This window comes from Tardiphaga sp. 215_C5_N2_1, from assembly GCF_052076055.1.
GTDB lineage: Bacteria > Pseudomonadota > Alphaproteobacteria > Rhizobiales > Xanthobacteraceae > Tardiphaga > Tardiphaga robiniae.
The window spans coordinates 3,345,462-3,357,850 of the sequence record NZ_CP197240.1; the positions used below are offsets into that span (position 1 = coordinate 3,345,462).

A 12,389-nucleotide genomic window follows, 5' to 3' on the forward strand; every position below is an offset into this window, starting at 1 on the left:
AGTGATCCTTGCTTGCGGACCGGCGTTACTTCACCGTCAGCAGGCCGGGCTCCATCAGGTTTTCCGGATCGAGTTTCCACTTCTTCAGCAGCGCGAGCTGATCACCGGACTTGTAGATCTCGGTGAGTGCGGCCTTCACTGCATCGCGGAACTTGGGCTTGTCCTTCGGCACGGCAATGCCGACCTGATAGGGGATCGTCACCGCGACCGCCTTCTCAAGCTTGTCCGGATAGGCTTTCACCGCGTTATCGACGGTGTTGACGTCGTTGATATAGGTATCAGCGCGGCCGGCAAGGATCGCCTGGATGCAGTTGGCATTGTTGTCATAGAGCTGGATGGTCGGCTCCGCTTTGCCTTCCTTCTTGCATTCCGGCCCCAGCGCCTGGATCAGCGGCACTTCGACATAGCCGGTGTTTTCCGCCGCAGCCGTGCCGCACAGCGAGGTGTTGATACCGGTGATCTTCTTCGGATTACCCTTGGCGACGAGCACGCCGTCGAACACCTTGGAATAGGTGATGAAATCGGCGGCCTTGGCGCGCTCCTCGGTGGCATAGATGTCGGAAATCACGATGTCCGCCTGGCCCGATGCCAGCGTGGTCAGCAAGGCCGCGAAGGTCACAGCTTTGTAGGTCAGCTTGAAGCCAAGGCATTCGCCGATCTGCTCACCGAGATCGATATCGAAACCGATATATTTGTTGGGATCCTTGGGATCGATCGATTCATAGCCCGGTGTATGCGGATTAATGGCGTTGACGAGTGTCTTGCCTTTCCAGTCCGGATATTTCGCCTGCAACTCGGCGCAAGCCGCCGGCACGGCCGCCTGCGCCGACATCGGAACAAAGGTGCCGACCGCCAATAGCGCGCCCACTGCCGCCGCACGCCATCCGATCATCACGTCCGTTTCAGGCCAAAGCCTACGGATGTCAGCAAAATGCAACTTGACCATTCGATCGCTCCTTCGACGTTGTCATGGCCTGAACCATGTTCCTAACCTCGAGGAAGCCTACGGGCGCATGTCCGCAGAAAGCTTGTCCCGGGACGTACAATAATTTGGATCGTCCGCTCCTATGATTTGGGCAGAGCTGCCACATTAATGGGCGATGGGGCTCTTACTAGGCAGATCGTATTCACCAAATGACTGCTGCGCGCCAGAAGCGGCGTCGAGCCATCGGCTCCGCAGTTTACATCGATCGGTTAGATGGAAAGATGATCGGCGGCGCTCGCGCGTACAAGGACGACCAGCGACCCTGGTGTGATTGCACTAGCTTCTGCAATTCACGATGGGAGATGCACCGGCCACACGCCCGTTTGGCTACCGCAACTTGGCACTTTTGAAAATCAGAAGCATCGCTCTCAAAACCGATAATTTATCGCAGTCATGGGTTGGGCAACTCTAGGGAGCAGATACGCATCCGCGGGTCGGCGGCGAGCCCGCTCAAGGGTACTCGTGAAAGGATATCGCTCGCTCCGAGCGGTCAGCTCCTTAGAGGTCCATAACCATGGTACTGCGCGATCAGTTCTTGGCCGGCATGAGCAATGCGGCCTGCACCGTCAGTATCGTAACGACAGATGGCACGGCTGGCCGCCAGGGCGCGACGGTATCGGCAATGTCGTCCGTCTCGGCCGATACGCCACAGCCGACCTTGCTCGTCTGCATCAACGAGACCAGTGCGACCGCCCAAGCGATCAAGGTGAACGGCGTGTTCTGCGTCAACCTGCTGCGGGATGATCAATCCGGCATTTCGGACTGTTTTGCGAAGCGATGGACCACTGGAGACGGCGACAAATTCTCGTGCGCGACCTGGGCTCCCGACGTCAACGGCTCTCCCCGTGTCGTCGACGGACTGGTCGCCTTCAGCTGTACCCTGTCCTTGTGGAAGAAGATCGGTACCCACTACGTTTTCTTCGGCGAAGTCCAGGACGTTGCGCTCGCCACAGAAGGATCGCCTCTGATCTACGCGAACCGTGCCTATCGGTCTGCCGTGCCCATTGCCCCGCGATCGGTCCCGGCATCCGGTTGCAACGCAAGCTGACGATTGATCATCAGCGCGTAAGATACACGCGTACCGTGACCGGACTACACGCTCATCGATCATGTCGAGAAGCGCGCATGGACGGCGCCCTCCGCCCCGCCTGTTCCGGAATAACTGCCGTACCGTCGATCTCACAATCCATCCTGGCCCCGCCAGGGCCTGAACCGCGAGCCCTGTCGACACGAGGACGAACCTGCTCCGGAACCTGCCAGTACGGACTAGCTTGCATGCCCGACCGCGCGTCGCGCCGACCTATCGTAGTCGGTATAACGCCGCTGTGTGGAGATGCGGTCCGCCAGATGCTTCGCATCGTGCCAGACGCCCCAGATAAATGCCGACCCACGGCGCGACTGCCAAGGAAGTCCCAGAAAATAGATCCCGGGTTCGGAAGACACGCCGCGCTGGTGCCTCGGCTTGCCCACCGCGTCGAATGCATCGACTCTCAGCCAGCTATAGTCGGTGGCAAAACCCGTGGCCCAGACAATCGATGTGATGCCGGCTGTCGCGAGATCCAGTTCGCGCACTGGATCAGTTATGCAGTTAGGATCGGGCCTGACGATGCGCGCGTCCGGCTCGGGCGGCAAGTCCAGCCCGAACCGCGCGATATAAGCATCGGCCTCGTCCAGCAAGCTTCTGTAGGACGCATCGCCCAGGGCGATGTTGTCGGCGAGGTCATTCGCGAACAGCACCTTGCCCTGATCATACGACGCTGTCGAACCGACGAGATGCATGCCTTCAGCCGCCAGTCGCCGGAAATCGACGGTTTGGCCGCCACGCGCGCCGCTCACCGCAATCGTGACGTGCTCGGTGCCCGGCTGCTTCGTTTCCAGGTCCCATTTTCCGAGCACGCCGAGCCACCAGCAGAAGTCGCGGCCGCGATAGGCCCGCGGCGGACGTTCGTGCGGCCCGACCGACAGATGGACGCGCCTGCCCGCACGCAACAATTCGTCGGCAATCTGGCCGCCGGACGAGCCTGCGCCAACGACCAGGACGGCGCCTTCCGGCAACTGGCCGGGATTGCGATAGTCGTTGGAATGCAGCTGGATGATGTCAGCGCGTTCCGGAACGATCTGCGGAATGACGGGCACCTGAAACGGCCCGGTCGCCGCGACCACGTTCATCGCTTCGAAATTGCCCGCGGAGGTCCTGACCATGAATCCCGGCTGTCCGGCCATCCGTTCGACGGACGTTACATCAACGCCGCAGCGCACCGGCGCAGCGATCATTTCGGCATAGGACACGAAATAGTCCGCGACGCTTTCCTTGCCGGGAAACGAGTCGGGATGCGCACCGGGAAATTCCATCCCCGGAAAGCGATCGTGCCATGCGGGGCCGTTGGCGACCAGCGAATCCCATCTGGCGGTCCGCCAGCGATCGGCAATCCGATGCCGTTCGAGCACCACATGCGGCACGCCCGCCATGCCCAGATGTTCGCTCATGGCGAGACCAGCCTGGCCTCCGCCCACCACAATCGTGTCTACGCGCTCGATCGACATTCCTGTATCCACTTCTGGATCATCCACGCATCGATGTTGAAGCAACGCACCAGCACGCGATCATTATCATTTGGCTTCCTGGTGCTTAGGCTCGACCGATGTGAAGGCTCCGCGCGCCGATCGACGCATGACGACAAACGCTCAATGCGCGTAGGACGGATCTTCCGCATCGAGCAGCTTTTTCATTTCGGCGAAGTGCGCTTCGGAAAAATCGGTGAGACCTTCCCAGTCGTGCGCGGTGCGTTCGGCAATATCGTCGGGCAGCACATTCAGCGGCTGACCGGTGGCATAGGCCTGCACCAGGGTCTGGCACGCACGCTCGATGGTGTACATGTCGTCAAACGCCTCGCCGACCGTCCTCGCCGCAATCATCACGCCATGATTTCCCATCATCAGGCGCGAGCGGTTGCCCAGCAGCTTTGCGAGACGCGCGCCTTCCTGTTCGCTGTCGGCCATTCCGGAATATGCGGCATCCAAAGCGACACGGTTGAAATAGCGCGCGGTGTTCTGGTCGATTGGCTTGATGTCGGGGTTGGCCAGCGTGGCAATGGTCGTGACGAAGGGCGGATGCAGATGCAGCACGACGCGTGCCTGCGGAAGCAGGCTGTGCATCTGGCTGTGGATCGACCACGCAGTCGGATCTACGGATGCCCGACCTCCGAACGAGCCATCTGCATCGAGATCGAACAACACGAGATCGCTGGCCTTGATCCGCGAGAAGTGTCGCCACTTCGGATTCATCAGGAACTTACGACCATCGCTCGACACTGCCGCGCTGAAATGGTTGGCGACAGCCTCGTGCATACCCAGCCTTGCAAACAGGCGGAAAGCAGCCGCGAGGTCAATTCTGAGCTGGCGTTCGTTGGAATCATTCGGTTCGGTGGTCAATGACTGGCTCCGATTTGCGAAACATATGCTGCGCACCGCCGCGTGCTACGACGATCGTCTGCCGAGGCTCTGGCTTCGACGCGCCAACGTTGATCGACGCTGTGAAGACGCGACCCAACGGCGCGTACCGAAGACCGGACGTTTGTCACCACATCTGGATGATGCAGTTCGAACGCTGCTCGGCGGATGCGCTGGACTTGTGATTGAGCTTACTGAACCTGCCGGTTTCGGCCTAATTCGCTTTCGCGAAGGACGCCTTCCGCTTTTCCGAGGCATGCCTGCATAGTCGGCAGCATTGATCCTGAACCGGGCAGGATCGGCGCGAGTCGGCGCGCCCTGCTCACTTCTTTCCGGATACCGGATGATCGACGCCGGGAGCCACCATGCCGGGTATGTAGTCCTCGGAAATCAGCGCCTGGCAATGCGCCTGAAACGTTTCGATCAGGCGCGACTTGGTCAGTTGCGCCAGTGTCGCGACGCCGATCACCATCGGGCGGTATTCACCGACGAGCTTCACCCGGACGACCTTCCTGCCGTCGAGCGCCGTATCAGATCTCGGCCTCACATTGGCCAGCGTATAGCCATAGCCATTCGCAACCATCGTGCGAATGACATCCTGATATGCTGAACGTCCGCCGATGCGCGGCTCGAATCCCTCGCCCATGAATAAAGCGAGGAAATATTCGCGGCTTAACGGGAGATCCAGCAGCAGCAACGGCTCGTCGATGAGCTCGGTGAGCGATACGGCCGATCTGGATGCAAATCTGTGGTTTTCGCTGACCACGACATGCACGGGCAGCTGGGCCAGCGGCGTGAATGCGATCCCCGATGGCAACTGCAGGTCGTAAGTTATGACGACATCGATCTCGGCACAGCGCAGCCCTTCGAGAAGCTGCTCCTGATTGAGCTCAATATGCCTGATCTGGGTATCCGGAAATGCGGTGGTGAACGAATGCGCCAGTTCCGGCATGACCATCGGCGCCAGTGTCACCAGACAGCCAACCGTGATCTGGCCACGAACCTGCCCGTCGACATCGGAGGCGACCGAATAGAGTTGCTCGGCCTGATTGAGTACGTTCTTCGCTTCCCGAAGCAGACTTCGCCCGGCCGGCGTCAGCGACAGACCGAGCGCGTGATGCCGGACGAACAGTTGGACGCCCAGCTCTTTCTCAAGGTGTGAGATGGCGGTCGAGATCGACGGCTGCGATATGTTGATGCGTTCGGACGCGAGCGTAATGCTGCCCGTCTCCCCGGCAGCCACGAAATACTCCAGCTGTCTTAACGTAAAACGCATTGCCAACCCGCGATCTTGCCATCGGCGTTACGGGCCGCCATGTCGATGCGAGTGTTTCCAAGCAGACCCGGACGCTCGCATCCAGGCTTCCGCGATCCGATGCTCGCTTTTTATACACCTGTCCCGATGGGCGCGGTCAAGCCGGCTTTCGCCAATAGCTGATGACCTCCATCAGCAGGAACAGCACCGTCACAACGCCCAGCACGACAACGGACGCAGCCGCCAGGGTCGGGTTGATCTGGAGGAAGATGTCGCTCCAAAGCTGTTTGGGGAGCGTCGTGATCAGACCACCGCCAATGAAGAGCGCGATCGTCAACTCTTCGAAGGAGATGAGGAAGGCCGTGATCAGCCCCGCAACGATGCCACCGCTGATCAGTGGCAGCGTGATCCTGAAAAACGCTTTGCGAGGTGAGGCCCCGAGCGTGAGCGCCGCGTCATCCAGCCGCCAGTCATGCCCACGCAGAGTCGACAGGACGATGATGAAGACGACGGGCGTTGCGATCACACTGTGGCCGAGCACGAGGCCGACATCTGTCGCGATCAGCGACATCTGCGCGAACAGGTAGAACAGGCCTATCGAGATGACGAGATGCGGCACGATCATCGGCGACATGAAGAAGATGAAGATGGCGCCCGCCAGTCTGCTTCCTGAGCGGACGACCGCAAAGGCAACGGTCCCCGCCACCACGATCGTTAGCGCCGCGCAAGCCACGCCGATTCCGAACGACCGGGCGGTGGCAGCCATCCAGATCGGCGACGCGAAATAAGTGTCGAACCAGCGAAGACTGAAGCCAGGCGGCGGAAAGGCAAGGAAGCTCCCGCTCGTAAATGCCATCGGGATGATCGCAATCACGGGGACGAGCAGGATGGCGATCACGAGCAAACTGTACGATCCCAGCAGGCGGGATCCCGGCAGTCCACGAAACGTATTACGATAGCTGCGCGCCACCGGGTCGAAGATGTTGCCGATGCGGCCGGCGAGCCGGAGGCCGAAGCGACGAACAGGGCTGTCCGGCTGCGATTGCCCACCACCGCCGCCCATGCCCGAAAGACCGAATACGCGGTCGAACAGCACCACTGCGATGATCGCCCCGGCGAGCAGAATCACACCGAACGCGCTCCCCTGCTGAAGATTCTGTAATTCGTTAATCTGCTCGATGATGAGCTGCCCCACCATCGTCTCGCGCGGGCTGCCGAGCAGCGACGGGGTGATAAAGAAGCCGAGCGACGTGATGAAAATCATCAGGCCGGCGGTCGCTACGCCGCGCATCGAAAGCGGAAGAAAGATCCGCCAGAATGCCTGCGTCGGACTCGCGCCCAGCGTCGTCGCAGCAGAGAGAAGCGATTTGTTGACTTGGTTCAGCGTCGGCATCATTGCGATGACGCAAAGCGGCACCAGCGTGTGTACGATGCCGAACAGCACGACCGTCTTGTTGAACAGCAGCCGATCTCCGGCTCCGCCCATCGACATGATGAGCTGCGCAAAACTGCTGTTCCGGCCGAACAGGACGAGCCATGCAAAGTTCTTGACCAGAGCGCTGGTCCAGAATGGCAGCAGGATCAGCATCATCATCAATCGCTGGCGCCTCGCCGAATGCCGGCTTAGCCAGTAGGCCAACGGATAGCTGATCAGCACGCAAAGCACCGTCACCTGGATGGCGACGGTGAACGTGGTCGTCATGACTCGGCTGTAGGACGGCGACGTGAAGACCGCCAGCAGGGCCTTCAACGAGAAGCCGCTGTCGCCTCCCCATATGGCCGACACGAGTATGTGCAGCGTTGGCCACAGGAAGAAGATCAGCAGGAATGCCACGCCTGGCAAGGCAAGCCAAATAGGCCCGAAACGAAAGCTCGGCTTCCCCGTCACCGGAAGGACTGCTGAAGATAGGTCTAACGACGTCACGTCCCCCCCCCGATCGCTGTCTGCTACAGCGAATTCTTGTTGGCGACGGGATAGAGCCCGAGATTCTCTCTCAGTGTCTTCCCCTTGTAAGCCGTCTTGTAGATGCCGCGCTCCTGAAGGACCGGCACGACCTCATCAATGAACTCCTTCAGCGAACCCGGAACAACCGCAGGCGACAGCATGAAGCCGTCGCAGCAGCGCTGCTCGATCCAGCTCTCCATGAAGTCAGCGACTTCGTTGGCCGTGGCGCACATGGCCTTCGATCCCCTGGTATATTTATTGGCCATCTCGCGCAGCGTGAGCTTCTGGCCGCGGATCATGTCCGCGATCTGATTGAAATAGGCCTGGTGCAGATTGGACGAGGCCGGAATGCGATCGACGGGCACCGGCTCGTCCAGCGGCAGATCGAGCAGATTGACCTCCAGATCGTTGCTGAGCGCCATGACCTTCACTTCGACCGGAACCAGCGACTGCAGATATTCAAATTTTTCCTTCGCTTCTTCGCGGGTCCGGCCAATCACCGTGCTCAATCCGGACAGAATGAAGAGCTGCGATTCATCCCGGCCGAATTTCGGCATCCGGCCCTTGAGATCGCTGTAGAACGCCTTGGCAGCCTCGGGCTCGGCGCCTGTCCCAAATACGATTTCGGCGGTCTGCGCGGCGAGCTCCTTGCCGCTCTCCGATGCGCCAGCCTGGATGATCACGGGATGCCCCTGCGGCGGTCGCGCGATATTGAGGCCGCCATGCACCGTGAAATATGCGCCCTTGTGATCGACGGTGTGAAACTTCTTGGGATCGAAATAGATCGCCTTCTCCTTGTCGAAGACAAACGCATCCTGATCCCAGGTGTCCCAATAGGACTTCACGAGTTCGAGGCATTCGCGCGCTTTGGCATAGCGCTCGCCATGCGGCGGTAACCGGTCGAGGCCGAAATTGCGGGCTGCATAGTCATTGGCCGACGTCACCACGTTCCAGGCGGCGCGTCCGCCTGTGATGTGGTCGAGCGACGCGAACTGCCGCGCGATATTGTAGGGTTCGAAGAAGCTGGTCGAAACCGTCGCCCCGAGGCCGATCCGTGACGTCGCGCCGGCCAGCGCTGCAAGCAGCGTCACCGGCTCCATTACGTTCTGGAACAGCGGCGATCGTGTCCAGATGTCGAGATTGTCGGTGCGCGCCGCAGGCGTATCGGCGATAAAAAAGAGGTCGAGCAAACCACGCTCGCAGAGCTGCGCGACCTCCTTGTAGTATTCGACATCATTGACGCGACCGGCCTCGGCGTCCGGATGCCGCCAGGCGCCCTTGTAGATGCCATGCGGATGGACAAGCGCCGATAGAACGATCTGCTTTTTTGATGTCATCGTCAGTACCAGTTCGAATTCACATTAGCGAGGTTGGACGTTGCGGCGAGCTCCGCTCAGGTGAGCAGCCATTCGTCCATGCGCTTCTTGACCATCTGCCTATTGGATTGCGACCACCAGCGCGGATCCAGGGGTACGAGACCGGCGAAGTTCGCCGGATTGGTCGCAAGGATCTTCGCGCGCTCCGGCGCGATCGAATCGAACGCCTTCTTGTTGGTCGGGCCATTCGCCACCAGATTCGAATAGGCGGCCTGCCGGTCCGGACGCATGCAGAAGCGGATGAATTCCTTGGCCAGCGACTGTTTGGGGCCATTGATCGGCATGGCCCAGCCATCCACCGAATACAGTCCCTGCCAGACGGGTGTGAGCTTCGCGCCGCCCTGGATCGCGCTATACACGCGCGCCGACCAGGTATCGGCCATGTCGACCTCGCCGCTCTGCAGTATCTGGGTGTTATGCGCGCCACTAGTCCACCAGACCGACACGTTCTTCTTGATCTTCTCGAGCGACCTGAACGCGCGATCGACGTCGATCGGGTAGAGCTTGTCCGGCGCGACGCCATCTGCCAGCAGCGCCATTTCCAGCGAGCCCCAGCCCGCGCGGTAGAGGCCACGCCGGCCGACGAATTTTTCGGTGTTGAAGAAATCGGGCCAGCTCTTCGGACCGTTGTCGCCAAACTTCTCGGTATTGTAGGCCATGAGAATGCCGAACACGGAGAAGCCGAGCCAGTTCTCGGTCAACATGCCTGGGACCATATCTCCGGTCTCGTCCTTCAGATCGAGCGGTGCGATATAGTTCTTTCCCTCCTGAAGGCGGAAGATGTAATCCGGGATCATCATGCAGGCGTCCCAGAGATAGGTCTTCGTATCGACCATCAGCTTGAACTGCGTGACGGGATCCGGGTCATGCGCGACATTGACGACCTGAACGCCGGTCTCCTTCTTGAACGGCTCACAGAAGGCCACGCGAATCGCGTCGCCGGCCGCGCCGCCGACATCCGCGACGGTGAGAGACTCGGCCGCAAACCCTGACTTTGTCAGAATCGATGGCATCGCCAGCGCACTACCTCCGAGGACGGTGGCCTTGAGGAGCGTGCGTCGGTTCAACGTGGTGCGCTTCATGAGGTTTTCCTTGATGGTCGACTCGGATGAAATGATGAGGGGCGTTCTGGTAGGCTAGCTCTCGAGGATGCGGATATACTGGGAATCCCACACTAACGAGACGCGCTCGCCCAGCCGACCACGCTGCGCGCCGCCGGGAACGCGGACCGTGAAGACCGAGCCATGCGGCAACTCGACCATCATGCGCGTCTCGGAGCCGGCATAGATCTGCTCGATGATCGTGCCGTCGAGGAGGCCTGCCCCGCTGTCGCCGATGCGGACATATTCGGGCCGGATCGCAACACTGCAGGCTCGACCGGGAGTCGCATTCTTGGGCGCGCCTCCGATATCGATGGCCCGGTCGCTGATGTCCGACCGGATCTGCGTCGCGTTTACCATTTCGCCGCTGATGACATTCGACGTCCCGATGAATTTCGCCGCGAAAATGCTCTTCGGCTTGTCATACAGTTCGAGCGGCGTTCCGAGCTGCTCGATCGCGCCGTCATTCATCAGACAGATGCGATCGGACAGCGCGAGCGCTTCCTCCTGATCGTGAGTCACGAAAACGATCGTCGAGCCGGTCTCCCGGTGGATCCGCTTGATCTCGACTTGCATGGCCTCGCGGAGCTTGCGGTCGAGCGCCGAGAGCGATTCATCCATCAAGATCAGCGACGGTTTATAGACAAGGCATCGAGCCAGCGCGACGCGCTGCTGCTGTCCGCCTGACAATTCGTGCGGAAAGCGCTTGCCGAATTTTTCAAGCCCGACCATGTCGAGCGCACCGGCAACCTGCGTTGCGGACACCCGGTCCGACTGCCCGCGCATCTGCAGCGGAAATGCGATGTTCTCCTGCACCGTCAGATGCGGGAAGAGCGAGTAGTTCTGAAACACGACGCCAATATCGCGCTTGTAGGGCTCCAGATCGGTCTGATCGCGGCCGTCGATGATCAGCCGACCGCTGCTCGGCTTCACAAGGCCCGAGATGAGCTGCAGCAGCGTCGTCTTGCCGGAGCCCGACGGTCCAAGAAGTGTGAGCAGTTCGCCGGTGAAGATTTTAAGTTCGATCGGATTCAGCGCTGCCGTGGCATCGTAGAATTTGCAGATACCCTGAGCATGCAGCTTTACTGCATCGCTCGCAGAGGAGGATGTCGATGCCATCGGGACCAGGCTTCCATGCACTAAGTCAAACCTCTTCTCTGCCGCTCTGAACGAAAGCTAGCCGTGCCTCATCTTCGGGTAAATTAGGAAAAACCGCCGCTGTTCTTTGGATTTGCCGAAACGCGTTTTTTTGCTCAATTAGGAAGCCGAAGCGTTCGACAAATGCTCACTCTTTGAGCCTGAAGCTCATATACCGGCGATCTTGTTGGACAATCGTGGCGTCAATTTAATCGCGAGGTAGGGACCTTGCTATCGCTCAATCCTGACATTCTGCAGGCCAGTTGGCAGAGTTGGTGAGGGATGACCTTCGTCTTAGCGCGTCCACACCCCGTGCCTGGTGAAAGAAGGAGCATGACGAGCCCTTACGGGCTCTCCTTCTTCGTGCAGTCAATGCTGTGAGTATTGTCGCGACAAAGCAGCGGGCCGATCGCAGCGAGGCCGAAGCGCGATTATTCGGGTGACCCACCAAGTCGAAGCCCCTTGCCGGAGCAAATCTACTAATAGCAACGCCGGTAGCGACATGTCGCCACCGGCGGATACTCATATGCTGTGTTGACTCAGGCCGCTTTGGCCGTTGCCACGTGATTGGCGAGGACATCCATCAGCGCAGGCGAAAGGCAATCATAAGGCTCGAGTCCCAGTTCCTTGAGGCGCGACCGTATTGCGGTCATGTCGCTCGGCTTCACGCCGGATTCAATCACCGACGAGACGAAGGCGGCGAAGCCCGGTGCGGCCGAGCCGGATTCTTCGAATAATTCAGGATGAATGAAGTCGAGGCCATAGAACGCATGTCCCTTGTTCTCGATGCGGCCGAACATGTGGGCGCCGCATCCGGTGCAGGCATGACGCTGGATGGTTGCGGCCTGGTCGACGATGCGCAGCTTGTCGCCGTTTTGCAGTACGGTGACGTTTTCGCGCGGAACCACTGCGACGACAGAGAACGTCGCGCCGCTCGGCTTCCAGCACTTGGTGCAGCCGCAGGCGTGGTTATGAGCGACGTCGCCTTTGACACCAACCTTGACCGGCTTGTCGCTGCATTTGCAGACCAGCGTTCCGCCGGCAAAATGGCCTGAACCTTGTTTGACACCGCCGTCAACGGACGGGTGGATATGAACAGTCATCAGTCTATCCTCCTGGTATGATGCGTCACTTGTGTGAA

10 protein-coding genes are annotated in these 12,389 nt (G+C 59.9%); 1 reads left to right on the forward strand and 9 read right to left on the reverse strand.

Going from position 1 to position 12,389, the window contains the following annotated elements; genetic code table 11:
• Positions 1–25 precede the first annotated feature (25 nt).
• Positions 26–892 carry an ABC transporter substrate-binding protein gene (locus AB7828_RS15955; RefSeq protein WP_244527955.1) on the reverse strand — a complete coding sequence of 289 codons (867 nt, stop codon included), beginning with the start codon at positions 890–892 and terminating at the stop codon, positions 26–28.
• A gap of 607 nt (positions 893–1,499) precedes the next feature.
• On the opposite strand from AB7828_RS15955, the gene AB7828_RS15960 reads away from it, so the two are divergent.
• On the forward strand, positions 1,500–2,033 hold the full coding sequence (locus tag AB7828_RS15960; protein WP_441230576.1) for a flavin reductase family protein: 534 nt from the start codon (positions 1,500–1,502) through the stop codon (positions 2,031–2,033).
• A 218-nt stretch (positions 2,034–2,251) separates the two neighbouring features.
• Here AB7828_RS15960 and AB7828_RS15965 read toward each other — a convergent pair whose 3' ends face one another.
• The 8 genes from AB7828_RS15965 to gfa form a co-directional block, all read right to left on the reverse strand.
• Positions 2,252–3,529, reverse strand: coding sequence for a flavin-containing monooxygenase (locus AB7828_RS15965; RefSeq protein WP_441230577.1), 1,278 nt, complete (start codon positions 3,527–3,529; stop codon positions 2,252–2,254).
• 141 nt (positions 3,530–3,670) lie between these two features.
• The gene (locus tag AB7828_RS15970; protein WP_441230578.1) at positions 3,671–4,417 is read right to left on the reverse strand and encodes a class II aldolase and adducin N-terminal domain-containing protein; all 747 of its coding nucleotides are present in this window, start codon (positions 4,415–4,417) and stop codon (positions 3,671–3,673) included.
• A gap of 340 nt (positions 4,418–4,757) precedes the next feature.
• A complete protein-coding gene (locus AB7828_RS15975) occupies positions 4,758–5,711 on the reverse strand; it encodes a LysR substrate-binding domain-containing protein (RefSeq protein ID WP_320445378.1) in 954 nt (317 codons plus the stop codon).
• A 136-nt stretch (positions 5,712–5,847) separates the two neighbouring features.
• Complete coding sequence (locus AB7828_RS15980; protein WP_441230579.1) at positions 5,848–7,614, reverse strand: ABC transporter permease subunit; 1,767 nt, start codon at positions 7,612–7,614, stop codon at positions 5,848–5,850.
• Between the two features lie 23 nt (positions 7,615–7,637).
• Positions 7,638–8,972, reverse strand: a complete 1,335-nt coding sequence (locus AB7828_RS15985; protein ID WP_093757018.1) for an LLM class flavin-dependent oxidoreductase — start codon at positions 8,970–8,972, stop codon at positions 7,638–7,640.
• A 56-nt stretch (positions 8,973–9,028) separates the two neighbouring features.
• Positions 9,029–10,093, reverse strand: coding sequence for an ABC transporter substrate-binding protein (locus AB7828_RS15990; RefSeq protein WP_441230580.1), 1,065 nt, complete (start codon positions 10,091–10,093; stop codon positions 9,029–9,031).
• A gap of 54 nt (positions 10,094–10,147) precedes the next feature.
• Positions 10,148–11,230 carry an ABC transporter ATP-binding protein gene (locus AB7828_RS15995; RefSeq protein ID WP_441230581.1) on the reverse strand — a complete coding sequence of 361 codons (1,083 nt, stop codon included), beginning with the start codon at positions 11,228–11,230 and terminating at the stop codon, positions 10,148–10,150.
• Between the two features lie 557 nt (positions 11,231–11,787).
• Positions 11,788–12,351 (reverse strand): S-(hydroxymethyl)glutathione synthase, encoded by a 564-nt coding sequence (gene gfa / locus AB7828_RS16000; RefSeq protein WP_441230582.1) that lies wholly within the window; start codon positions 12,349–12,351, stop codon positions 11,788–11,790.
• Between the last annotated feature and the right edge of the window lie 38 nt (positions 12,352–12,389).

What these genes read in the sequence shown, in the direction of transcription:
- AB7828_RS15955 (WP_244527955.1), bottom strand. Translation starts at nt 892, where the DNA reads ATGATCGGATGGCGTGCGGCGGCAGTGGGCGCGCTATTGGCGGTCGGC.
- AB7828_RS15960 (WP_441230576.1), top strand. Translation starts at nt 1,500, where the DNA reads ATGGTACTGCGCGATCAGTTCTTGGCCGGCATGAGCAATGCGGCCTGC.
- AB7828_RS15965 (WP_441230577.1), bottom strand. Translation starts at nt 3,529, where the DNA reads ATGTCGATCGAGCGCGTAGACACGATTGTGGTGGGCGGAGGCCAGGCT.
- AB7828_RS15975 (WP_320445378.1), bottom strand. Translation starts at nt 5,711, where the DNA reads ATGCGTTTTACGTTAAGACAGCTGGAGTATTTCGTGGCTGCCGGGGAG.
- AB7828_RS15985 (WP_093757018.1), bottom strand. Translation starts at nt 8,972, where the DNA reads ATGACATCAAAAAAGCAGATCGTTCTATCGGCGCTTGTCCATCCGCAT.
- AB7828_RS15990 (WP_441230580.1), bottom strand. Translation starts at nt 10,093, where the DNA reads ATGAAGCGCACCACGTTGAACCGACGCACGCTCCTCAAGGCCACCGTC.
- AB7828_RS15995 (WP_441230581.1), bottom strand. Translation starts at nt 11,230, where the DNA reads ATGGCATCGACATCCTCCTCTGCGAGCGATGCAGTAAAGCTGCATGCT.
- gfa (WP_441230582.1), bottom strand. Translation starts at nt 12,351, where the DNA reads ATGACTGTTCATATCCACCCGTCCGTTGACGGCGGTGTCAAACAAGGT.